Annotated in this window: 20 protein-coding genes and 1 CRISPR repeat array; of the genes, 7 read left to right on the top strand and 13 right to left on the bottom strand. The window is 42.5% G+C overall.

All coding sequences use genetic code 11. The annotated features are described in order from the left end of the window. Positions 1-40 precede the first annotated feature (40 nt). From argJ to HC246_RS00700, 3 genes are read right to left on the bottom strand one after another with little or no spacing between them, the layout of a single operon-like run. Positions 41-1,252, bottom strand: a complete 1,212-nt coding sequence (gene argJ / locus HC246_RS00710; RefSeq protein WP_169361714.1) for a bifunctional ornithine acetyltransferase/N-acetylglutamate synthase — start codon at positions 1,250-1,252, stop codon at positions 41-43. Between the two features lie 59 nt (positions 1,253-1,311). Further along, positions 1,312-1,785, bottom strand: coding sequence for an acyl-CoA thioesterase (locus tag HC246_RS00705; RefSeq protein WP_169361713.1), 474 nt, complete (start codon positions 1,783-1,785; stop codon positions 1,312-1,314). A 24-nt stretch (positions 1,786-1,809) separates the two neighbouring features. Further along, complete coding sequence (locus HC246_RS00700) at positions 1,810-2,193, bottom strand: DUF3110 domain-containing protein (RefSeq protein ID WP_169361712.1); 384 nt, start codon at positions 2,191-2,193, stop codon at positions 1,810-1,812. A gap of 174 nt (positions 2,194-2,367) precedes the next feature. Between HC246_RS00700 and HC246_RS00695 the strand changes: the two genes are divergently transcribed. Both HC246_RS00695 and HC246_RS00690 read left to right on the top strand, forming a co-directional pair. Next, complete coding sequence (locus HC246_RS00695) at positions 2,368-2,913, top strand: WcaF family extracellular polysaccharide biosynthesis acetyltransferase (RefSeq protein WP_169361711.1); 546 nt, start codon at positions 2,368-2,370, stop codon at positions 2,911-2,913. A 52-nt stretch (positions 2,914-2,965) separates the two neighbouring features. Continuing rightward, positions 2,966-3,916 carry a class I SAM-dependent methyltransferase gene (locus HC246_RS00690; protein WP_169361710.1) on the top strand — a complete coding sequence of 317 codons (951 nt, stop codon included), beginning with the start codon at positions 2,966-2,968 and terminating at the stop codon, positions 3,914-3,916. Positions 3,917-3,964: 48 nt separating this feature from the next. Here HC246_RS00690 and HC246_RS00685 read toward each other — a convergent pair whose 3' ends face one another. Together HC246_RS00685 and HC246_RS00680 are read right to left on the bottom strand one after the other, a co-directional pair. Then, positions 3,965-6,490, bottom strand: a complete 2,526-nt coding sequence (locus HC246_RS00685) for a CHAT domain-containing protein (protein ID WP_169361709.1) — start codon at positions 6,488-6,490, stop codon at positions 3,965-3,967. A gap of 176 nt (positions 6,491-6,666) precedes the next feature. After that, on the bottom strand, positions 6,667-7,785 hold the full coding sequence (locus HC246_RS00680) for a fatty acid desaturase family protein (RefSeq protein ID WP_169361708.1): 1,119 nt from the start codon (positions 7,783-7,785) through the stop codon (positions 6,667-6,669). Between the two features lie 440 nt (positions 7,786-8,225). On the opposite strand from HC246_RS00680, the gene HC246_RS00675 reads away from it, so the two are divergent. The 3 genes from HC246_RS00675 (at position 8,226) to HC246_RS00665 (ending at position 10,847) form a co-directional block, all read left to right on the top strand. After that, positions 8,226-8,801 carry a LexA family protein gene (locus HC246_RS00675; RefSeq protein WP_169361707.1) on the top strand — a complete coding sequence of 192 codons (576 nt, stop codon included), beginning with the start codon at positions 8,226-8,228 and terminating at the stop codon, positions 8,799-8,801. A gap of 295 nt (positions 8,802-9,096) precedes the next feature. Continuing rightward, complete coding sequence (locus tag HC246_RS00670) at positions 9,097-10,224, top strand: aldo/keto reductase (RefSeq protein WP_169361706.1); 1,128 nt, start codon at positions 9,097-9,099, stop codon at positions 10,222-10,224. Positions 10,225-10,355: 131 nt separating this feature from the next. After that, on the top strand, positions 10,356-10,847 hold the full coding sequence (locus HC246_RS00665) for a YajQ family cyclic di-GMP-binding protein (RefSeq protein WP_169361705.1): 492 nt from the start codon (positions 10,356-10,358) through the stop codon (positions 10,845-10,847). A gap of 31 nt (positions 10,848-10,878) precedes the next feature. On the opposite strand, the gene HC246_RS00660 is transcribed toward HC246_RS00665, so the two are convergent. The 4 genes from HC246_RS00660 to HC246_RS00645 form a co-directional block, all read right to left on the bottom strand. Further along, complete coding sequence (locus HC246_RS00660; RefSeq protein WP_169361704.1) at positions 10,879-11,361, bottom strand: DUF4079 domain-containing protein; 483 nt, start codon at positions 11,359-11,361, stop codon at positions 10,879-10,881. A 159-nt stretch (positions 11,362-11,520) separates the two neighbouring features. Further along, a complete protein-coding gene (gene cobD / locus HC246_RS00655; RefSeq protein ID WP_169361703.1) occupies positions 11,521-12,633 on the bottom strand; it encodes a threonine-phosphate decarboxylase CobD in 1,113 nt (370 codons plus the stop codon). Continuing rightward, positions 12,626-13,105: a ribonuclease toxin HepT-like protein gene (locus HC246_RS00650; protein WP_169361702.1), complete on the bottom strand. Its 480-nt coding sequence runs from the start codon at positions 13,103-13,105 to the stop codon at positions 12,626-12,628. The genes cobD and HC246_RS00650 overlap by 8 nt, the downstream gene beginning before the upstream one ends. Beyond that, positions 13,102-13,467: a nucleotidyltransferase family protein gene (locus HC246_RS00645; RefSeq protein ID WP_169361701.1), complete on the bottom strand. Its 366-nt coding sequence runs from the start codon at positions 13,465-13,467 to the stop codon at positions 13,102-13,104. Before HC246_RS00645 ends, HC246_RS00650 begins: the two co-directional genes overlap by 4 nt. A gap of 197 nt (positions 13,468-13,664) precedes the next feature. Between HC246_RS00645 and hisD the strand changes: the two genes are divergently transcribed. Continuing rightward, positions 13,665-14,963 (top strand): histidinol dehydrogenase, encoded by a 1,299-nt coding sequence (hisD, locus tag HC246_RS00640; protein WP_169361700.1) that lies wholly within the window; start codon positions 13,665-13,667, stop codon positions 14,961-14,963. A gap of 16 nt (positions 14,964-14,979) precedes the next feature. After that, positions 14,980-15,606, top strand: a complete 627-nt coding sequence (locus HC246_RS00635; RefSeq protein ID WP_169361699.1) for a Uma2 family endonuclease — start codon at positions 14,980-14,982, stop codon at positions 15,604-15,606. A 269-nt stretch (positions 15,607-15,875) separates the two neighbouring features. Then, positions 15,876-16,745: direct repeats of the CRISPR family, unit length 35 nt; unit sequence GTTTCATAACCATTTCCCCGCAAGGGGACGGAAAC. Positions 16,746-17,403: 658 nt separating this feature from the next. Here HC246_RS00635 and HC246_RS00630 read toward each other — a convergent pair. The 4 genes from HC246_RS00630 to HC246_RS26170 all read right to left on the bottom strand — a co-directional run bounded on the left by HC246_RS00630 (position 17,404) and on the right by HC246_RS26170 (position 22,478). After that, positions 17,404-18,696, bottom strand: coding sequence for an NF041680 family putative transposase (locus HC246_RS00630; protein WP_169364407.1), 1,293 nt, complete (start codon positions 18,694-18,696; stop codon positions 17,404-17,406). Positions 18,697-18,986: 290 nt separating this feature from the next. Then, positions 18,987-19,601, bottom strand: coding sequence for a Uma2 family endonuclease (locus tag HC246_RS00625; protein WP_169361698.1), 615 nt, complete (start codon positions 19,599-19,601; stop codon positions 18,987-18,989). Positions 19,602-19,774: 173 nt separating this feature from the next. Beyond that, positions 19,775-20,875: a threonine synthase gene (thrC, locus tag HC246_RS00620; RefSeq protein WP_169361697.1), complete on the bottom strand. Its 1,101-nt coding sequence runs from the start codon at positions 20,873-20,875 to the stop codon at positions 19,775-19,777. Between the two features lie 124 nt (positions 20,876-20,999). After that, complete coding sequence (locus HC246_RS26170; protein ID WP_318655885.1) at positions 21,000-22,478, bottom strand: FAD-dependent oxidoreductase; 1,479 nt, start codon at positions 22,476-22,478, stop codon at positions 21,000-21,002. Between the last annotated feature and the right edge of the window lie 3 nt (positions 22,479-22,481).

The raw sequence follows: 22,481 nt of genomic DNA, 5'->3' as shown, positions 1-22,481 counted from the left end.
AGGTTTCATTTTGCCTACGGCAAAATGAAACCTGATAGATCTAAGTCGTGTATTCAGCGTTGATTTTGACGTAATCGTAGCTGAGGTCACAGCCCCAAGCTGTGCCACTGCCATCGCCATCGCCCACACCGACATTGATGATCACGGTGTCATTTTTGAGATAGTCGCTGGCGGCGGCGCGATCGTAATCCTGTGGTGTGCCATCCTGCATCATCACAAAATCACCGAGTTGAATATTCAACACATCTTGATTAAAGTTCACATCTGCACGTCCTGCGGCGGCAGCAATTCTGCCCCAGTTAGGATCATTACCAAAGACAGCAGATTTTACTAATGAAGAACCGACAATGGTTTTGGCAATTTTGCGAGCATCCTCAGTGCTAGATGCTCCTGAAACATTGACCTCGATCATACAGGTAGCGCCTTCACCATCACGGGCGATCGCCTTAGCAAGACTCATACATACTTCTTGCAGCATCGCTTGTAATTGTTTCGCCGTAGGAGAGCTTTCATCATCAATGGTTACGCCTGACTGTCCATTGCTTAAGGCTAGCACCATGTCATTGGTACTGGTATCACCATCGACGGTGACTTGGTTAAAACTGGCATCGATTGAGCTTGACAGCATTTTTTGCCAGAGCTTGGGTTCGACACCCGCATCACAGGTGACAAATCCGAGCATCGTTGCCATATTTGGGTGAATCATGCCCGAACCTTTACAGATACCACCGATTCTCACGGGTTTACCATCAATTACAGTTTCCAAGGCAATACTTTTTGGCACAGTATCGGTAGTCATGATCGCTTTGGAGGCTGCTTCACCACCATCGGGTGAAATCAGCGGCGCAATTTTGGCAATGCCTGCCCGCATTTTGTCCATGAGTAGTTGCTTGCCGATGACACCAGTTGATGCAACCAAAACCCCATCTTCAGTATTTAAAGCTTTTTGGACTAGTTCTGCTGTTTCCAAGGCATTGCGCCAACCTTCTGCGCCTGTGCTGGCATTGGCTTGACCCGCATTGCAGAGAATTGCGCTAACGTTACCACCCTTGGCTAAGACTTCACGGTTAAAGTCCACGCAGGCAGCACGAACACAGGATTTTGTAAATACTCCTGCCGCGATCGCAGGTACATCAGATGCAATCAGAGTTAAGTCAGGTGCGCCCGATGGTTTCAATCCTGCGGTGATTCCTGCGGCTTTATAGCCCTTAGCGGCAGTCACGCCGCCTGCAATTACTTGCCAATCTGCCATGATTTTATTAATTTCCTCTTTGAATAATCACTTGAACCATGCTTAGCGTGGCTCAATATCTAAATTCCTGCAAGTTTGGCGATCGCCCCTTCTAAAGAGCTTGGTAGCGATCGCAACAACTTACGTTTCTCAAAATCTACAGGTACGAGTGTCACCGTTGCTGTTACACATAGATCTGTTTCTGTACGAATTTGATATTCCCAGTTTAGACGTACCTTATCTGGTACAAGCTTCGTCATGACCAGCACATCATCTCCCATCCTTGCTGAACGGTGATAACGCAAAGACATCTCCGCTACAGGTAAATCCACCCCTGCCGAGACTAGTTCCTCAAAGCTCATCCCCACTGTCCGTAAGCATTCTACCCTTGCCTCTTCCATCCAAGTTAAGTACATACCATGCCAAACTACACCTGAATAGTCCGTATGGTGGGGATAGACCCGTACAGGGTAGTGAAACCAACCATCATTGGTATTAGTTGGTTGAAATTTAGTAATCTCACTGGTTAGAGTTGTAGAAGGTAAATCTGCCATTGTGGTCATACCTAGAATAAATAACTACAGTAAATTCTCTAGGCGACGGCGCATCATGGCAATTACGGGATCTTCGACTATGATTTCCTCCTCTGGCTCTGACTGATCCTTTTCGAGATCCTTAGACCAATCAGTTTTATCAACATTTTTCTCAGGTGGAACTAGCAGACCTTCGGTTGGCACAATATTTAAGTCATAGTCTGATTCTCGACAAAATGCTTCTAAATCTTCGCTGTCGATGCTTTCTACTGTCGGCGATAAGAAATCCTGCGCTTCTAGTAGACCTGCATAACGAATTGCATCATCTTCCTGTTCAAACGCAACCACAATATTGTCGCCATCTATTTCTAGGGTGTAGATCCCTTCGTTATCGGTGTTGGCGTTAAACAGCAATACCCAAACTTGCATAGAAAAAACTCGACCATTAGAAAAGCCTTAATATTGTATAGCACGCTTATATACCTATCGCTAAGCTCACCCTATGGGCGAACTCTAAATAGGTAGGGATGGGCGCGCCCATCCCTACCACAATAAATTAGCAGCTTAGCGATGATTAAAAAATTTTAATGGGGAGTTGTAACTTTGCGTCTCGATCGCTACACCACAGGAACTTACACTATCGGTGCACCACTTTGGCAACAAGTCCTTTGGTACTTTATCGGTGCACCAATTGTGCGGAGTTACTTGATCCCTTTTTCGGGATTCAAAGTACTTATTTTGCGATGGTTCGGCGCAAAAATTGGTCAGGGTGTGCGGATTAAAACAGGGGTGCGGGTTAAATTTCCTTGGCGGCTCATCATTCAAGATTTTGTCTGGATTGGTGAAGATACTTGGCTAGATAATCTTGAGCTGATTACGATTGAGAGCCACTGCTGCATATCCCAAGGTGTATATCTCTGCACGGGAAATCACGACTGGGGCGATCGCGATTTTGCTTTGCGTACTGCCCCCATTTATATCGAATCAGGTAGTTGGATTGCCGCCCATGCGACCATTGCCGCAGGGGTTAGAGTCGGTCAAGGAGCAGTTTTGGGCTTAGATAGTGTGGCGACGCGATCGCTAGAACCAATGACAATTTATATGGGCAATCCTGCGATCGCCATTAAGTCACGTAGAATCAAAGAGTAGCAAGCTTAGCTTGCTACTCTTTGATTTTAGAAATTATATTTTTTAAATTATTATGACTGTTGCCAATTCAGCCCCTAGCCCCAAAATTGGACTAGCTTCACGATTAGTTAATGGCATTTTAGCGATTAGCCCTTTATTCAATATTGCCAAACAACGCGCTCGGAAGATGATGATCGAACGTGCCGAGTCAATGGGCGTAAACTGGCGACAAATTGTTGCGGATTTGCAAAAACAAGATCTTGATGGCGAACTTGCGAAAGTCCAAAATCCCAATATTAAGTATCCCGAATATTACCTCAAGCATTTCCACGCCTATGAAGAAGGGAATCTCGGCTGGCTACCTGCAACGGAAGTAGAAGTTGCGGCCTATGCTGTGCATTCACGGATTTGGAATGATGCGGAACCTCCTGTAAAAGGCGATTCCCGTCTACGTCAAAGCTATATTGATATTGTGAAAGAAAAGCTTCCTACTGCACCTCAAGATATTCTCGATATTGGTTGCAGTGTGGGGATGAGTACTTTCGTATTGCACAATGCTTATCCACAAGCAAAAATTACAGGCTTGGATTTATCTCCCCATTTTTTAGCGATCGCAAATTACAATACGCGCACTAAACATCCCGAATTACTAGAATCGCAACAAATCAACTGGATTCACGCCGCCGCCGAAAACACAGGCTTACCTGATGCTTCCTTTGATTTCGTTTCCTGTTTTCTCCTATTTCACGAATTGCCTCAAGATGCGACGCGCCAAATCTTGCGTGAAATCCGTCGTGTCTTGCGTCCCAATGGTTACTTCACACTCATGGATATGAATCCCTACTCGGATATCTATCTCAAGATGCCTCCCTACATCCTGACTTTACTCAAGAGTACCGAACCCTATCTCGATCAATACTTCTCTTTTGATCTCGCCTCAGAACTCGTTGCCGCAGGTTTTGAAGCTCCTACTATCACCGCGAATACTCCTCGCCATCGCACTGTGATTGCCAAAGCCATATAAAAAACGATGGCGATGATGTGCCATACTTTGTACGGCATATCATCGCCTTTAAAGTGCATTACCGATCGCAAAGAAAGCTGACCAGAAGTAGGGATGACTATAATTTGGCGATTTAATTAGAGATACTTGCGCTCTGCGTAGTGATTCAGAAATCGTCACATTGCCTTTTTGGAGTTCACTATAAAATGCTTCCATGAGCACTTGTGTACCTGTGTCATCAACCTGCCATAGAGATGCGATCGCCACTCTTGCTCCTGCCACTTGCATTTGATATCCCAATCCGAGAATCTCGATACCATTACCCAATTTACCACCAACCCCAGACTGGCAGGCACTTAATACAACTAGATCGACATTGTTTAATGCCCAGTCACGAATTTCACTGACGGTTGCCTTATCTCCATTACCAAAGAGAATAAATGAATCTTCAGGTTTGCCTTGCACTAGTTGTCCATGTGTAGCTAAATGCAGAATTGTATAAGAGTTCGCTTTAGATTCTGTAATCGTTTTTGAGAAATCAGATTCGACTAAAGTAGTTGTGTTACCAAAGCGATTGGCGATCTTTTTAACTTCGATCACGGTTGCAGGTAATCCATTAAATCCCGAACGATTTTCATTACTTTTACCGCCAAATGCTCCCGCAAGAATATGTGGAGTAGAAATCTGCTTTACATTAAATTTAGTCAATGATTGTGCGGTGATATAGTTAATCCGATACTTTTCGGCTAACCATTGCTTACCATCATAGAGCGCAGCAAGGGGAATATATCGCAGTCTAGAATCGGGAGCGTAGGCGATTGTATCGATTTTTAATTGTGCTAATTCAGTCTCGAATGGCTCAATTAACCATGTATGGAATTTTTGGGCAGACACCTTAACATCTTCTGAAGTTGTATCTCGCAAATTTGTCACAAATTCAGCTATTTCTTTGTTTAGTATGTCACGCCTGATCGCGATCGTGCGACGAATCGGTGGTGTTTGAGCCGTGAGCAAGATTAATTCAAGTCGATCTTCAAGAACTAAGGGATAGAGAATTGCTACATTAGACCGCTGAGAGAGAATTTCGTTTCGTAAATTACGGACATTTTCGAGATCGATATTGTTTTTTTCAGTATTTCGGAGTTCATTAATTGACTTTTGCACTTCAGGATTATTGAGAAAAGCACTAAACTGCTTGTTTCTATCCTTTTCATCTCCAATTAGTTTATTTAGGCGCTGTTGTTCTGATGCTGAGAGTTGATTGTTACGTTCCTTTTGTAGCAAACTATTGAGTTCAATTGCTAAAGCAATTATATTTTGTTCGGACTGGTATAGGTTTAACCCTTTTTCAGTTTCGCTATTGCCGCGCACATTACGCAGGTATGCACTCAGTTCCTGCACCTTGAGCAAATCGAGCACTTGTTGAGCCTCAAGGATGCGGTTTTGCTTGAGCAAAAGATCGGCAAGGTTACGATAGGACTCCTCAATGGTTGAGAGATAGGTCTTTTGTATCTCTTTTGGTAATTTGCGAATGTCTTTGCGAATGGATTCGTGGACGTTAACAGATTGCTTGTAAAAAAGAATTGCCAATTCAGTCTGATTGAGTTTGCTCAATGCTAGTCCCAGATTTTCGAGGGAATAGCCTTCGCTATAACGATCGCCAATTTGTTTTGAGATGGATAAGGACTGCTGTAAGAAATCAATTGTTTGGTCATATTGTCCAACTTTGCCATAGACATATCCCAATCCATTAAGAATGTAGGCTTCACCATTACGATCACCAATCTGTTTCTTGATGGCTAAGCTTTGTTGAAAATAATCAATGGCTTTTTGATGCTGACCAATGCTGGTGTTGATAATTCCTAGCCCGAAGAGAGAACTAGCTTCACCATTGCGATCGCCGATTTGTTGTCTGATGGCGAGGGATTGTTGATAAAAATCGAGAGATTTGGGGTAATCCTCTAAAGTTTCGTAAATATCCGCTAATCCGAAAAGAACATATGCTTCACCAATCCGATCGCCAATTTGTTTTCTAAGAACTAGAGATTGTTGGTATAGCGTAATTGCTTTAGGATATTGCCCTAAACTTTCATAAACATCGGCGAGTCCATTGAGAGCATTACCTTCACCATCGCGATCGCCAATTTGCTTGGCAATATCTAGAGCTTGTTGGTGGAACTCTATTGCTTTGGAATATTGTCCTAAACTATCATAAACATCTCCTAGACCATGTAATGCATTTCCTTCCCCTTCGCGATCGCCGATTTGTTTTTTAATTCCTAGGGCTTGTTGATAAAGTTCCAGCGCTTTTTGATATGTGCCCACACTGTTAAAAATATGCGCTAAACTAATAATGGCATCGGCTTCACCTTTGCGATTGTTATTAAGTCGATAGCTTTCTAATGCGGATTGAAATGTTTTGAAGGCTTCTTGATACTGACTTTTCCCAAACTGTTGTTCTCCCATTTCAAGTAAGCGATCGGCTTCTGACTTATGCTCCTGCTCTGATTGAGCTTGTAATCTTTCATTTGTCACTATTTGCATGGGCAAACAAAACAAAATTGCTAAAAGCATAATGCCAAAACCTTTACGCATAAGCTTATGTATCCTCTTACTAACAAGATGTCTAATCGCTCTAAATCAAGAAGCATATAGCATTTTTCATTCTATTGATATAGCAAATTTTGCTTAGAAAATCCAAAGAGAAGGGCGCTGCTTCGCAGCGCCCTTCTCTTTGGGAATTTGTCCTTACTGCCAAGTAACATTAGTAATTAAAAAGAAGTTCCCATGCGACGTAACCAATGGAAGTGGGAGAGGCAACCCGCCCAGAAGGAACGGTGATAGTTATACTTCACACCAAATTCCTGACAGGTTTGTTCGACTATTTTGGAAATTGCTGGGTAATTAACATGGCAAACATTGGGGAAGAGATGATGCTCGACTTGAAAATTTAAACCACCGAGCAACCAAGTAAGAAAGGGATTGTTCCGTGAAAAATTTACTGTAGTTTCGATTTGGTGAATTGCCCAATCTTTCTCAATTAAACAGGTCTCTGCATCAGGAATAGGAAAATCTGCTTCTTCAACCACATGGGCTAATTGGAAGACGACACTTAGGACTAGACCTAGGGTAAATGCGACGAGACTATAGCTAGCTAAAACCAGCCAAAATGAATGAAATAGTGAGGGAATCACGAAAGCAATCGTCAGAAATACTATCTTGCCAGCAAAGAATGTGACTAAATTGCTATTTCTAGGACGAGGATAGTTGCGATCGCTAATTTTGCCAGTAATCAAGTTATTAAAATCATCAAAAAAATGCCACTTGATTGCCAGAAAACCATATAACAGCCATAGGTAATAATGCTGCCAACGGTGAAATGGAAGTTTTTGATGGGAAGGAGAAAGTCTGCCAAACATTCCCACTTCTAAATCCATGTCATAACCCACAATATTGGTATAGGTATGATGCAAAACATCATGTTTCCAATGCCAAATGTAGGAGCTACCACCGATGAGATCGAGGCTCATCGACATGAGTTTATTTACCCATAGGGAATTGGAATAGGCGTGATGAGCGCCATCATGCTGAATGCTAAACCCAATACCTGCGGTGATCACACCCATTAGGATACATAGCGGAACAACCTGCCACCATGTTTGGGCTAAAAAAATTAAGGCTGCATAGGTTCCCAAAAAGCCAATTAACAGGGTCGCTGTCTTGGCATACATTTGGGGACAATCACGCTCTTTGAGCTTACTGTTTTGAAAAAGTTCGTCAACCCGTCGTCTTAGTTCTACCTGAAATCCACTATTCTTGGCAAATTTCAATTTTTTCGCTGATTCTTTTTCGAGAACCGTAGACTGCGAGGATTCATCTCGATCTTGCATCTTTTACCATGTCTAACTAAATGTCGTACTTATAATTCTTTCACTTATACGGTAGTGCCAAAGATGGCAGCATTTTAGTGAATACAGATGGTGTGTCACCCATATTTCCTAAGCCACTACCCACATTCAAACTCAAATTCGTAATGCTTGTAGCAAAAAGTCAGTTTTTATTTGGCGCAAAGACCTGTAGTAGCGATCGCAATATGTTTCTGATGTTACATGATTCGTTGGAAAATTCCTGAAGGGATTTGTAAAACGCAATCAAAATGTTTTGACATAACCAAGTAAGAAGAGAGTTGCCGCGCTTCGCGCGGCAACTCTCTTCTTACTTGGTTTGTAGCTTATGGGGCGAAATTACCAATAAGCTGTCATTTTTGAGTATACTTTTATTGATAAGCGTACACATTTCATGTGTTTGTAATGTACTTGGAGAAAATCAAATGCCACGAGGAGGAAAACGTATAGGTGCAGGTCGTCCCCAAGGAACAGGGAAATATGGTGAGGCGACAAAAGCGGTAAGGCTACCGATAAGAATTGCTGACGAAATTTTAGCAGCTTTGGCTGGGGGAAGCCAAGAAATTGAATTAGGAACTATGGTGCAATCCATCTTCAAACCCGAAAGAAAGACTAAGGTGAGCTTACCTCTTTATCTCAACCCAGTTGCAGCGGGGCTTCCTGCTCCCACCGAAGATTATGTGGATGATAATATCGATCTCAATCGCCATCTGGTGAAGCATCCTGACACCACATATCTGGTGCGTGTGGTTGGGGAATCAATGATTGATGCAGGGATTCACCCCAACGATATGTTAATTGTCGATCGCTCGATTGAAGTTACTAATGGTCAAGTTGTGATCGCCGTGGTGAATGGAGAATTAACGGTAAAAAGAATTCGTAAGGATAGAGATAAACTATGGCTTATGCCTGAGAATGAAGCTTTTAAGCCCATTGAGATTGATGAACATACCGATCTTCATATTTGGGGCGTAGTTACCAATGTAATTCACGCACTTTAGAATTACAGCGCAAAGCGCTGACTTAAAGTAGTCCAGAGAAATATTTGAAAGCGCGACTCAGTCGCGCTTTCAAATATTTCTCTGGACTACTTTAAGCCGTTGCTGGAAACACCAAGCTATACTTCAATTTATGAATTTAAAATAATGATTTCCCATCATTTTTGCGTCATCCCTATAAAATAAGCACATGCAGGGAAATAAGGAACCGATTTTTTGTGGCGAGGCGAAGCCTCGCCACAAAAAATTTGGTTCCTTATTAAATTGCAGAACCCTCAGCACATTTAGTGAATGAATTATGCGCTATCGTCGTTTTGGCAAAACTGAGATGCTTTTGTCCGTATTCTCCTTAGGAGCAATGCGCTATTTAGAATCTGCGGCGAATGCGGAAAAAACGATTTGGCACGCCTTAGAAGTTGGCATTAACCATATTGAGACAGCGCAGGGCTATGGCAAGAGTGAAGAATTTATTGGTCAGGCAATGCGAAATGGTCTTAGTAAGCAACGCGATCGCTTTTATCTGACAACCAAAATTGGTCCTACCAAAGATGCAGACTCTATGCGTCGGCAAATCGAACAGTCCCTCAAAAAGATGAATGTGGACTATGTCGATAACTTCGATATCCATGGGATTAATCTATACGAACATCTCGATCTGGTGAAAGATCCCAATGGATGTATGAAAGCGGTTAGGGAAGCGATCGATCAAAAGATGCTTGGACATGTAGGCTTTTCTACCCACGGTTCACTTGAAGTAATTTTAGACACGATTCGTACTGGCTTATTTGAGTCTGTTAATTTACATTATTACTACTTCAATCAGCGTAATGCCCCTGCGGTACAGCTTGCCCATGAAAAAGATATGGGGGTATTTATCATTTCGCCATCGGATAAAGGCGGGATGCTCTATAACCCTTCCGAAGAACTATCAGGTGTTTGCTATCCATATACAGCTTTATATATGTGCGATCGCTTTTTGCTGAGTGATCCGCGTGTACATACCCTCAGCCTTGGTGCAGCGAATCCTAGCGAAGTAGATTCCCATCAGGACGCATGGGATAACGATGCCCCGATGTCTGAATTAGAAGCCGCAGTTCTCGATTGCATGAATCGCCGCTACACACTCTTAGAAAACGATCGCTGTTCACAATGCTATCAATGCCTACCCTGTCCCGAAGGCATTAATATTCCTGAAGTCCTCAGACTCCGAAATTTAGCGATCGGCTTTGATATGGTGGAGTTTGGGAAATATCGCTATAAAATGTTTGAGAATGCAGGACATTGGTTTCCGGGGAATAAAGCCATTCGCTGTACCGACTGTGGCGACTGCTTACCGAGATGTCCTGAAAATCTTGAAATCCCTAGACTTTTGCGGGATACCCATGATCGCTTACATGGTGAAGAAGGTCGGCGACTCTGGGAATAGGTTTGTGGAAGCTCATCCCTTCGGGGTGAGCTTCCACAAACCATTTAGCACTACCGTTTTTTGGTAGGATGAGGAACGCAAAACACTGCTGCTCCTGCTGCTTTGTGATCAACAAAACCTGAAATAAATCTATGGCTTCCAGTTATTCCTTTGACATCGTTAGCGATTTTGATCATCAAGAACTTGTCAATGCGATCGATCAAACTCGCCGTGAAATTGTTAGTCGCTATGACTTAAAAAGTACAAATACAGAAGTTGAACTTGAAAAAGAACTCATAACCATCAAAACTAATAGTGAAATGACACTTACCTCGGTTGTTGATGTGTTGCAATCTAAAGCAATCAAGCGTAACCTATCTCTAAAAATCTTTGACTATGGCGAAATCGAGTCCGCTAGCGGTAATCGTGTCACCCAAAAGATAAAACTCAAGCGTGGTATCGAGCAAGATCAAGCCAAAAAACTTTCTAAAACCATCCGTGATAATTTCCCTAAAGCTCAAGCCTCAATTCAAGGCGATGCTTTACGAGTTACTTCCAAATCAAAAGATGAACTTCAAGAAATTATCCAACTAGTAAAAGGCGAAGACTTCCCCCTCGCACTCCAATTCACAAACTACCGTTAACAAAAAAGCGGCGCGAAGCGCCGCTTTTTTGTTATGAAGCTTTAGACATTTGTTCAAGAATTCTCTGGACAATTTCAAAGCCTGTCAGGGTTTGCCATACAAAAACACCGACTAATACAGTATTAACCGCGATATGGGTACTCCGCGCCCATTCCTTGCCCTGTTGCAGAATAGGTGCTAATGCCGCCGATAAGGCAGCTAAGAAGGTGAGTCCCAAACCAGCAATCAAATGCGCTCCTACAAAAAGCTTGCCATTGTTGTTGTAAGTCACAGCCATGCCACCGATCGCACCTGCCACCATTAATAATAAAAACACTGAACCTAGATTGTGATGGAGGAGGTTATATTTCTTGGAGATTAGCGCTTTTTTCTCTTCACCCTCAGTGCTACGAATTCTGCGGTATTGCCACCCAACATAACCTGCATACAATGCCAAAATTAGGGTCAGGGTCATGAGAATGGGGTGAGCAAAAGTCACCAACGTTTTAAGAGGCTCGGGAATTGCAATAATCATAAACTTGGTGGGCTATTTATTAAAATGAGCAATACAAATACTTTGTAGTAAATCTTATCCAATCTTTAATAATTTTAATATAGCGTTAGCCAGTTATGCTAGTGAAAACCCCAAGAACCCGATTTACCCGATTTATTATAGAGCGACAAAACAACTGCTCTACAATAAATCGGGTTCTTTATTAAATCGCATAACCCTTATAGCGTTTATTAATTTTTGATTTTCATCTTCCAGACGTACTGCTACTCGAAAATAGCGATCGCCTAATTCAGGAAAACTCAAGCAATCGCGAATGAGAATTTTATCTTTTTGTAATAGTTCCTTTTGTAAAAGCGAACCTGCTATTTCGGTTTGAACTAATAGATAATTTGCAGCATTTGGTAATGGATTTAAACCTGATATTTGCGATAAACCTTTAAATAGTTGAGATTTAGCACTTTTTAACCATGCCCATGTTTGCTGCTGAAATTCCACATCTTCTAATACGGCAATTCCTGCGGCGGCAGCTAAACTATTTACACACCAAGGATCACGCCATGCTTGCCAACGTTGCAAGCGTTCGGGATGGGCGATCGCATAGCCAAGTCTCAATGCTGGCAAACTGTAGAATTTAGTAAGCGATCGCAAAATTACTAAATTCGGATGTAATGGAACTAAATCGATTAAACTTTGCTGCTGATCTGGTGTGAGGAAATCCATAAAAGCTTCATCAATCACCACCAAAGCAAATTTCTCTAAATAGGGCAAGATACTATCTCTTGTAAATAAATAGCCCGTAGGATTATGGGGATTATTGATCAAGATTCCTTTGGTATGGGAATTCGTAATTTCTGGCAGTTCAGAATCAAAACTTACGTCTTGAGTTCTCAATAGAAATGGATACCTTTCTATTTGACAATCAAAGGTTTTTAAAGCGCGATAGTAATCGGTAAAGGCTGGTGTAAATAGAACCGTTGAGGATAGTTGCGAAAGATCGCGCCCCACCCAAGTTAATAGCTCCGCCACACCGTTGCCAGCCAAAATCCACTCTGGTGATAGTTGATGAAACTTTCCTAATGCTTCTCTGAGCAATGTATATTCAGGGTCAGGATAATGACCGAGATCGGTTAAATGGGATTGGATGGCTGCGATCGCTGATTTAGGTGTGCCAAGAGGATTAATACTTGCCGAAAAATCTAAGATTTGCTCTGGTGAGATACCAGCCATACTCGCCGCCCATTGACGATTTCCCCCATGGATTGGACGCGATGCTTGCTTGAGATCATTAACCATTACTCACCATTATTTCCATAAAATCACAAAATTTTTCTAAATCATCTGCTAAGGATTCATAGCAATCCCTCAATGTCCCTACTAATTCCCGCACCCTTGATGGACGGAGATTTAATGTATAAACATTGCGTACCACATGGCGAAACCCACGATATTCATCTAATTTTTGGCGAGTTTCCTGAGAAATCACCGCAGGGCGTAAATCAGGTATTTGAATTGACATTTGTAGTAGAAGATTTTGATGCCAATTAGCCCCCGCAGGTAATCTCTCACTAAAAGCCGCCGCGATCGCTTCTAGCATCTGCTCTATAGTCGTATAAAAGCCTTGCAGATGTAGTGCAACCCCATCAATATAGTCGTCATCTTTGGATAGATTGGACTTTTGCAACAAAGTCTCAATCCTTTCTACTAGGCGTAATAAATCTAGTAACTTTTGGCGCAAAACTGCGCTCAGCGCCAGATACTCTGTCATAACTCCTTACCTTCACGGATGATGCGATCGCGTAAACTTTCTGAAGCATCATCGAGCATCACCAAATCCACACTGACATTAGCATTTAAGTCTAGTAATCTGCTAACAGCCCTTAAATACGATGTTTCTGCTAAACCTTCTACCGCAAGATCGACATCTGATTCTAAATGAATTAAATCACGACGTAGTCCAGACCCAAATAACCAAACTTTATGAGCAGCAAAATCAGTTTTGAGTATTTCTGCTCCCTTTTGGGCAACAGTCTGCAAAAGCTCATAGCGAGCATCTAGCAAGATTTGTTTTTGCCGTTGGCGTTGCTTTGCGCCTGCAATATAAGTTTTTAAATCATGGGAACTGATCATTTTCTTTCCTTCAAACGAACCCCAAGAGATTTTTTGAAAGTGTTACTAAGCAACACTTTCAAAAAATCTCTTGGTTTGGAATTGAATATAAAGCGCTGTAATAAAAATCCTAACTCTCTTTTTTAGATTTTAGGTCACACAACTTACGGGAATACAGGTTAAGCTAGGATTAATCATCGCTTCTTACGTCACAATCTATGCTACGAATTGTCACCCAGAGAACTGAAGCAGAATCCGAAATCAAGCGGATTTGCGATCGCATTTATGACGATCAGATGATCCACAAGGAAGCCACCGTCACCGAAATCATCCAAACGGTAAGACGCAAAGGCGATACAGCCCTGCTGCACTATACCTCTGAATTTGACGGTCAAGACTTTACAGCCGCAGAACTGCGCGTAAGTGGATCGGAACTTGATGCTGCTTATCAACAGGTCAAAGGAGGTCTGCTGAAAGCGATCGAAATGGCGCATCAACGCATCGAAGAATTTCACAAAATGCGTGTGCCAAAAAGTTGGGTGCATTTTGGTGACAAGGATGTAGTCTTGGGCAAACGCTATACGCCAGTTGATGCTGCGGGTATTTACATTCCGGGGGGAAAAGCTGCCTATCCGAGTACAGTTTTGATGAATGCTGTACCTGCAAGAGTTGCAGGTGTCAAAAAGATTGTGATGGTTACGCCTCCCGGTCAGGAGCGCACAATTAATCCTGCAATTCTTGTAGCAGCACAAGTAGCTGGGGTGGAAGAAATTTATCGTGTGGGTGGCGCACAGGCGATCGCTGCCTTAGCCTATGGCACAGAAACTATTCCCAAGGTTGATGTGATCACAGGTCCGGGCAATATCTATGTCACCCTTGCAAAGAAACAAGTATTTGGTCGTGTTGGTATTGACTCGATCGCGGGGCCTTCAGAAGTCTTGATTATTGCTGATGCGAGCGCTAATCCCACCTATGTTGCTGCCGATATGCTTGCTCAAGCGGAGCATGATCAAATGGCAGCGTCAATCTTGATCACCAATGATTCGCGCCTCGCGAATCGCGTCTCTGAAGAAGTAAATCGGATGCTCGAAAATCATCCCCGTCGGATGATGACCGAAAAGGCGATCGCCCATTATGGCTTAATTGTCGTTGTCGATAGCCTGAAAACTGCTGCTGAGCTATCCAACCAGTTTGCGCCAGAACATCTAGAACTAGAAGTCGAAGAGCCTTGGCAATTGATTGATCAAATTCGTCATGCGGGGGCAATTTTCATTGGACATTCCACGCCTGAAGCCGTAGGGGACTATTTAGCAGGACCAAATCATACTTTGCCGACCTGTGGCGGTGCGCGTTATTCCTCGGCACTTGGGGTCGAGACTTTTCTCAAGCATTCCAGTTTGATCCAGTACAGTCCTGAAGCTCTAAAGGAAGTATCAGGGGCGATCGCATTGCTCACGGAAGCCGAAGGCTTACCTTCCCACGGTGACTCGGTTAGCTTACGTCTAAAAGATCTGTAATCGTTTTTTAATCGCGATGGTTATAGCCAATTCTCCGCCAACGTTAACAATTCTAGAAAATGGCGATCGCTTAGATCGCCTTGAATTTGAGCGACGTTATACAGCCTCAAGTATCAAAAAAGCGGAACTCATCGAAGGAATTGTATACGTGGCATCTCTCTTAAGATTTACTCCCCATGCTGAACCTCATGGTCGCATTACTGGTTGGCTGATTGCATATCAAGCTATGTCAAGTGGTTTAAAAGTCGGCATTGAGCCAACAGTTCGCCTTGATATTGATAATGAACCGCAACCTGATGCTGTGCTTTTTCGGTTAGGTGGTAAGGCTCAAATTGATGAGGATGGCTATATTACAGGATCGCCTGAATTAATTGTGGAAATTGCGGCAAGTACTGTTTCCTACGATTTACATGCTAAGAAACGTGCTTATGAACGTAATGGGGTGAAAGAATATATTGTTTGGCGGACGTTAGAGCAAGCGATCGATTGGTTTGTTTTAGAAAATGGTCAATATGTGGAGTTAGCGCCCGATGCTTCAGGAATTATTCATAGTTGCGAGTTTGCTGGCTTACGGTTGAATGTAAGTGCAATTTTAAATGGTGATATGGCAACGGTACTGCGCGGAGAGCGATCGGGGCTTTAGCGAGAGGTTTGTAAATGTTTACATTACTTTAGGTTGACTTTTTATTTTTTAGCCTTTAGTCTATTTTGTATCGTCAAATCGACCCATCCTTCTCGAACCTTGAAAACCGCATAATTTCGTTTACTTGTGTCGATGCTTTACCCAGTAAGGTTTGCAAGATGTCCGTTTTCTTGAAAACCTGTCAATAAGGTGTTCTTATTGAGACTAAAATGAGGTGTGTCGATTGACCCCTTTGAAAAGGTTGCTAGGTATGGCTTAGAATTTACAGAGTTTCATAACCATTTCCCCGCAAGGGGACGGAAACATAGATTGTTAATCAGATAATAGGCTATTTTAATGTACTGTTTCATAACCATTTCCCCGCAAGGGGACGGAAACCTAAATGCGCTGCTCCCGCGAAACATGTGTTGTTCAAGTTGTTTCATAACCATTTCCCCGCAAGGGGACGGAAACATAGGAATAGAGCAATTCTTTGTCTTTTAGTCATAATCAATGGTGTTTCATAACCATTTCCCCGCAAGGGGACGGAAACTATTAATCGGTACTTCGTAGGAATCGCCAGAGCAAATGGTTTCATAACCATTTCCCCGCAAGGGGACGGAAACCAAACGTTTCCAAAACAGTGCCGAAAATTGGTTTCACAATAGTTTCATAACCATTTCCCCGCAAGGGGACGGAAACCGTATCTTTCATAATCGCGACCTAGACGGCGTGTTGCGTTTCATAACCATTTCCCCGCAAGGGGACGGAAACATGTATGGCAGATTGTTTTGGTATACACCTGCAATCTCGATTTCATAACCATTTCCCCGCAAGGGGACGGAAACGAGAAGAAACTAAAATCTCAGAAACTATTGACCACAAACACGTTTTATAACCATTTCCCCGCAAGGGGACGGAAACAGCTGATTGTTAAGCTGTTGAGCTGTTTGCAGATCAACGTTCAACGTTTCATAACCATTTCCCCGCAAGGGGACGGAAACGAATAACAAGCTTATGTGGTAAACATTGCTTAGCTACTACAACGTTTCATAATCATTTCCCCGCAAGGGGACGGAAACGAAAGTAATTTATCTTTTGATAAATTACCGAAGCCTATTCTCCGTTTCATAACAATTTCCCCGCAAGGGGATGGAAACGCGAGAGAAAGATCGAAGAATGAAGATCGAAGGTCGAAGAAGTAAAAACAAAGAACAAAAAAACAAGAAATTTATGTGATCATATAAGGTCGGATTTTTGAGATAATCCCATTCCGCCTTCAATCTTCCGTCTTCCCTCTTACCTCTATAACCATTTCCCCGCAAGGGGACGGAAATGGGAAGGAAAGATCGAAAAATGAAGATCGAAGGTCGAAGAAGTAAAAACAAAGAACAAAAAAATAAGGAATTTATGTGATCATGTAAGGTCAGATTTTTGAGATAATCCCATTCCGCCTTCAATCTTCCGTCTTCTGCCTTTAAAATAAATTCTTCATTCCGCCTTCAATCTTCCGTCTTCCCTCTTACCTCTATATCCATTTCCCCGCAAGGGGACGGAAACGAGAGGGAAAGATCGAAGATTGAAGGTCGAAGAAGGAAGATCGAAGAAAGAAAAATAAAAGAATAAAGAATAAAAAATTCTGTAATTACTGATATTACGTGGAAGGAATTCCTGCGATGTTGAAGTATCGGGGCTGGCACGGAGGCACTGGAATTTAGACTAAGTTGATTAAGAGAATCAGAAAAAGAGCAGGAAAAAGTGACCCAGAAAACGGAGAACTGAGAAAAAGCAAGAGAGAGAAAAAGAGAATATTGAAAGTTAGGAATTAAGGTAGTCTTGATTGACCTTTTTCGAGCGAGAAGCTCGTTTTTTGACGACAGGAAAGCGAGAAAAAGGAGAACGCTTGCGTCCAGATTTCCAACCGAGAGACTTACCACGAGGTTGGGGAGAACAAGCAGGAGAGCCAATCCTGACCAAAAGTGCGGCAAAGCCCTGAGCGACTCGACCAAAATTAAGATTGGTTTGAGGTTTCTGCCAAGGCAAAGGAGTATCAATAACCAGTTGACGAGCCAACCACAATTGCCAAGAGAGTAAAGGCATAAGGTCACTCCAACGCAAAGCTTGCTGAGGAGTCAACAAATGGGGAAGAGTCCAATGTAATCTTTGTTTGGCAAAACGATACCAATGGTCGATGGCAAAACGACGTAAGTACAAGCGCCAAAGGGAGTCTAAAGTCGGCATCTGTTCACCCACCCAAGCTAACCACAAACCAGAGCAATGAGAATGTGTAACTCGAATAACTTGAATATGTCGTTGGGCTGCTTGCCGAAAGTGTAAGTTAGACCATTGCTGGATTTGCACCTGTCCAACCGTCTCATCTTCTAAGCTAAAAGTTGCCGATGGCTCTCCCCAACTATCAGCATTGGCAAGTTGGAATTTATCCCCATGCTTACGAGGACGACCATAACCACTGTAGGGCGCAGGGGCTTTGTATAAGCATCGGTTAGGACGTAGACGTATTAGTAAATCGGCAGGGATATCCTCAGTCAAATTCATAAAGACGGCACTGCCATATTCACTGTCGTAAGTAGCGATTGGTCTTACCGTTAAATCTCGACATACTTGACTCAGTTGGAATGCGGCTCTTTGCCCTGCTGTCTCAAAACTACTGATCCGCTCGTGACATAACGGGATTGCCCAACTCCCTGTCATCTCTGGTATCCATGCCAAGGTGCTGTAGTCATGCCCTAACACGATCGGTTTGTTCCCTTCTACCAAATTCGGTTGATGCACAAAACTCCTGTCTTTTAGCGTTTTGGCATGGGGTCTTCCCCATCCTGTATGGTCTCCTGCTAGCAAAGGGCGGATGTCTTTGGGTATTTGTTCCACACATAACCGTCTTATCCTGCCTCGGTTGGGGCGACTGTCTTTTAATGATTCATACAGACTTGACCATTTTCTTCGATACACTGCGGATAACGATAATTCTACAAATGATTTCACTCTCGGACTGGTCAATACTGCATCCATCAAGTCAAATATTGCATCCCGTCCGTTCCCTAAAAATCTATATACCTGTTGACGAAAGTCTTGTAGTTTATCAATAATCATGGCTGTAGATGTCTCTTTACTTTTCATCTACTTTAGGCAGTTTGTATCTCTTTTACTCTGCCTTTTTTACCTTTTTTAGTCTAAACTCCAGGGAGGCACAGCCCCTACAAAAATTTAAAAAAATTTCAATTATTCAGGTAGGGGCAATCCCCCCGTAGTTGCCCTGCTGTGCTATCAGCAAGAAATTCATACCCTGAGTTCCACAACATCAGTGATTATATAAAGTCAAACTTTTGAAATAATCCATTCCGCCTTCCATCTTCCATCTTCCGTCTTTAAAATGCGCCGTATCAAGCTGAGACTGATGAGACAGGTGGCAGTATTGAGGTTAGGGCGATCGCACAATCAGGAAATACTAAAGGTGAAACTTGGCTAGGCTCGGAAAGGATGAGATGTTCGATGTAACCTGTTGCTGTTGGTTTGCGAAAGATATGCAGTTGACGTTTTTGAGGAGCCAATACCCAATAGTCAGCAATACCTGCTTTTGCATAGAGTTTATCTTTGGTTTCACAATCCTGCTTTAATGTGGAGTCAGCAACTTCTACGATGAGATAGATTTGCTCAGGATATGGATGTTGGTCGGTATAGTCGAGAACCGTCCCTTGGGCGATTACTAAGTCTGGTTCAGGTTCCGAGAAATCATCTAAATGAATGGGATCTTGGGTACGAACTAAGGCAAAATTGCCAAGGCGATCACGGAAAACATTGGCAAGCAAATGTAGTGAAGTAACGTGGGGCGTTCCTTTGGCTGCCATTAAAGTAATTTGTCCGTCAATCAGTTCAGTGCGCTCATTGCAATCCAAAATTCCTAATTCACTCATGCGCCGATAATCGTTAGCTGTCCAACGTTTAAGGATGCTTGACTCCAGAGTGATCCGAGGAATAGTTTCATTGACAAGAGCCATAGTTTGCTTGATTAGTTATCTCACGAATGATGAAGTTAGGTTCATAGTGCGATCGCCTATTTCTTGCCTATGTTCTTTCGCAACCGATATGTAGACTCGCAAAGTACTTTTACATAGATTTTGCATAGGTTTTACATATCAGTTGCGAACAAATGAGTTGCGAAGTACCTTAATTAAAAGCCCATGACTTTAGCGACGCTCGTAATATCTGGGGCAATGCCTTTATGTAATTTGGCATCAGCCGCCGCGATCGCGGTGTCAGGATCTTTAATACCATTACCAGTTAGTACACAGACAATCGTTGCGCCTGAAGGGATTTGATCGCTTACTTTCAGCAAGCCTGCAACAGAAGCGGCACTGGCAGGTTCACAAAATACACCTTCTTCGCCTGCTAAGAACTTGTAAGCCGCCAGAATTTCAACATCGGTAACGCTATTAAATTCGCCACCACTTTCTTCGCGGACTTTGAGGGCTTTTTGCCAATTAGCAGGATTACCAATTCTGATCGCTGTAGCGATCGTTTCAGGCTTCTCGAAGATTTGACCTGTTACCAAAGGTGCAGATCCTGCGGCTTGGAAGCCCATCATACGGGGTAATTTTTTAGATTTGCCTGACGCATAATATTGATTAAAGCCCATCCAGTAAGCGGTAATATTACCTGCATTACCCATGGGAATACAGAGCCAGTCAGGAGCATCACCGATCGCCTCAACCAATTCAAAGGCGGCAGTCTTTTGACCTTCTAAACGGTAAGGATTGACGGAATTAACCAAGGTGATCGGGAACTTTTCAGACATTTCCCGCACAATTTCCAGAGCTTGGTCGAAGTTACCATCGATCGCAATTACCTCTGCCCCATAGATTAAAGCTTGGCTTAACTTACCGAGAGCAATTTTGCCATCAGGAATCAATACAAAAGCTTTGAGTCCACCACGTTTTGCGTAGGCTGCTGCTGCTGCTGAGGTGTTACCTGTACTCGCACAGATTACCGCCTGCGATCCAGCCTCTTTAGCTTTAGAGATCGCCATGGTCATACCGCGATCTTTAAAACTGCCTGTGGGGTTGAGTCCGTCGTACTTGAGCAGGACTTTGATATTGCGTCCCAGTCTTTCACTGAGCGCGATCGCAGGGATTAGAGGGGTATTGCCTTCATGCAAAGTTACGATCGGCGTTTGGTCTGTAACTGGCAAATAATCCGCATAGCGACATATCAGTCCGGGCCAACCATTAGGAACTGTAGAGGCAGGGTAAAGATCGAGACGAGTATCAATCACGCTTTCTTCTAAATAAAATGCTTATAAAGTGTCAAATCAAGTTTCAAACCTAGTTTAGCCTGAGATTAAATTTAAATTCAGACTGGGTTTGAGTCGTACTGGTAAACAAGTATAAGCTTATATATTACTGCAAATAGTTGCTGCTATAGTCACGACTATAAACCATCTCACTGTATTGCTCCCATTGTTGCTGTGACCAGTGATTATTTTTCATCGTTGCTTCTTGAATTTTGATCATCAAAGGAACACGCACTTCCTCATATTTATGAAATGCTTTAGCGATCGCTTGTTCGTCGTCTAAACAGTGATCTTGAATCAGCTGAGTAATTAAACTCGAAATCAGCGCTGCGTCTTCTAGACCCTGATTAGCACCCTGAGCCATAAATGGGGGCATTCCATGGGCTGCATCTCCGACTAAAACCACACGACCACAACTCCAGAATGGTTGACGAGCAGATGGCGTATTTGCTGGATGAATATAGTAGGGACGATGAATTAATTTTTCTGGATTTGACAAATTGAGTAAATCCGCAAAAACAGGAGGAAATCCAGCATTTTTTAAGCATTCAATGCCTAGACTAATAATTTCAGATGGTTGCTTATTTTGAAATGCTTCTAATCCCAAGGGTGTATGAAGCAAGTAACCCATGCTCTGGTCTGGCTTGCAAAATAAAATAATCCGTAATTGATCTAAACCGTGAAAGTCAAAATCAGTAGAAGTAATAGCGTCATTGGACAAAGTAATAACGCGATCGCCTTGAAAATATTTAGACTCTAATTCTTCTCTAATTGCATTGGGGATTGCTTCAATTTGCGAACAGCCAATCGCAACAAAACCAGAATATTTAGGTTTTGCAAATTCTTGTAAGTCTGTTTCTGCATAAATAATCTGCCGAACTGTTGAGTTAATGCCATCAGCCGCAATAACTAACTTGGCGCGAAACCTTTTATAGCAATCCTCTTGCCTCTTTTCTGATATATCTAGATCATTAGAATTAGATATATCCATTTTCCGATGGGCAAAAGAATTATTAGTAATTGTGGTATCTGAGATACAGTCTAAATATACTCCTGCTAAATTTTGCTCAACATTAATGCATCGATGATTTGCTTGGATAATTTCTGCTGGCAATACATTTCTCAATGTCGTTTGTAAATCGTACCAAGACATAGAAATTCTTCCTTCTCCATAACGATTAAACCAACTATCAAAATCCAAATCAACTGAGCTTGTTATTTCTCCTTGAAGATTTTTATGATGCCATTGTTTTTTTGAAGGAACTTTTGTTTCTTTAACTTCGCTCTCATTGCTATTACTAGGAGCATTATTTCTGAGCGGAGAATTTAGTGATTGAAAAGCAGTTTCTTTGACTTGTTGATAAGCGTCAGGACTGATATATTTAATTGACTTTAAACCATTTGGTAAGAGGTCAATTACTTGACCGACACGACGAAATTTGCGAGTTTGATCTATGACTAAAATATTATCAATACCACGTTTATATAAAGCGATCGCTGTTGCTAATCCCACTGGACCTGCACCAACAATCACAACATCATATTCTCGTTCTTGACTCATGGAGATATTCTTTGCAGTCGTCACAAC

It is taken from the genome of Pseudanabaena yagii GIHE-NHR1, assembly GCF_012863495.1.
GTDB lineage: Bacteria > Cyanobacteriota > Cyanobacteriia > Pseudanabaenales > Pseudanabaenaceae > Pseudanabaena > Pseudanabaena yagii.
This window is presented reverse-complemented; position numbering and strand designations above follow the sequence as displayed.

What these genes read in the sequence shown, in the direction of transcription:
- argJ (WP_169361714.1), bottom strand. Translation starts at nt 1,252, where the DNA reads ATGGCAGATTGGCAAGTAATTGCAGGCGGCGTGACTGCCGCTAAGGGC.
- HC246_RS00705 (WP_169361713.1), bottom strand. Translation starts at nt 1,785, where the DNA reads ATGGCAGATTTACCTTCTACAACTCTAACCAGTGAGATTACTAAATTT.
- HC246_RS00700 (WP_169361712.1), bottom strand. Translation starts at nt 2,193, where the DNA reads ATGCAAGTTTGGGTATTGCTGTTTAACGCCAACACCGATAACGAAGGG.
- HC246_RS00690 (WP_169361710.1), top strand. Translation starts at nt 2,966, where the DNA reads ATGACTGTTGCCAATTCAGCCCCTAGCCCCAAAATTGGACTAGCTTCA.
- HC246_RS00685 (WP_169361709.1), bottom strand. Translation starts at nt 6,490, where the DNA reads ATGCGTAAAGGTTTTGGCATTATGCTTTTAGCAATTTTGTTTTGTTTG.
- HC246_RS00680 (WP_169361708.1), bottom strand. Translation starts at nt 7,785, where the DNA reads ATGCAAGATCGAGATGAATCCTCGCAGTCTACGGTTCTCGAAAAAGAA.
- HC246_RS00675 (WP_169361707.1), top strand. Translation starts at nt 8,226, where the DNA reads ATGCCACGAGGAGGAAAACGTATAGGTGCAGGTCGTCCCCAAGGAACA.
- HC246_RS00670 (WP_169361706.1), top strand. Translation starts at nt 9,097, where the DNA reads ATGCGCTATCGTCGTTTTGGCAAAACTGAGATGCTTTTGTCCGTATTC.
- HC246_RS00665 (WP_169361705.1), top strand. Translation starts at nt 10,356, where the DNA reads ATGGCTTCCAGTTATTCCTTTGACATCGTTAGCGATTTTGATCATCAA.
- HC246_RS00660 (WP_169361704.1), bottom strand. Translation starts at nt 11,361, where the DNA reads ATGATTATTGCAATTCCCGAGCCTCTTAAAACGTTGGTGACTTTTGCT.
- cobD (WP_169361703.1), bottom strand. Translation starts at nt 12,633, where the DNA reads ATGGTTAATGATCTCAAGCAAGCATCGCGTCCAATCCATGGGGGAAAT.
- HC246_RS00650 (WP_169361702.1), bottom strand. Translation starts at nt 13,105, where the DNA reads ATGACAGAGTATCTGGCGCTGAGCGCAGTTTTGCGCCAAAAGTTACTA.
- HC246_RS00645 (WP_169361701.1), bottom strand. Translation starts at nt 13,467, where the DNA reads ATGATCAGTTCCCATGATTTAAAAACTTATATTGCAGGCGCAAAGCAA.
- hisD (WP_169361700.1), top strand. Translation starts at nt 13,665, where the DNA reads ATGCTACGAATTGTCACCCAGAGAACTGAAGCAGAATCCGAAATCAAG.
- HC246_RS00635 (WP_169361699.1), top strand. Translation starts at nt 14,980, where the DNA reads ATGGTTATAGCCAATTCTCCGCCAACGTTAACAATTCTAGAAAATGGC.
- HC246_RS00630 (WP_169364407.1), bottom strand. Translation starts at nt 18,696, where the DNA reads ATGATTATTGATAAACTACAAGACTTTCGTCAACAGGTATATAGATTT.
- HC246_RS00625 (WP_169361698.1), bottom strand. Translation starts at nt 19,601, where the DNA reads ATGGCTCTTGTCAATGAAACTATTCCTCGGATCACTCTGGAGTCAAGC.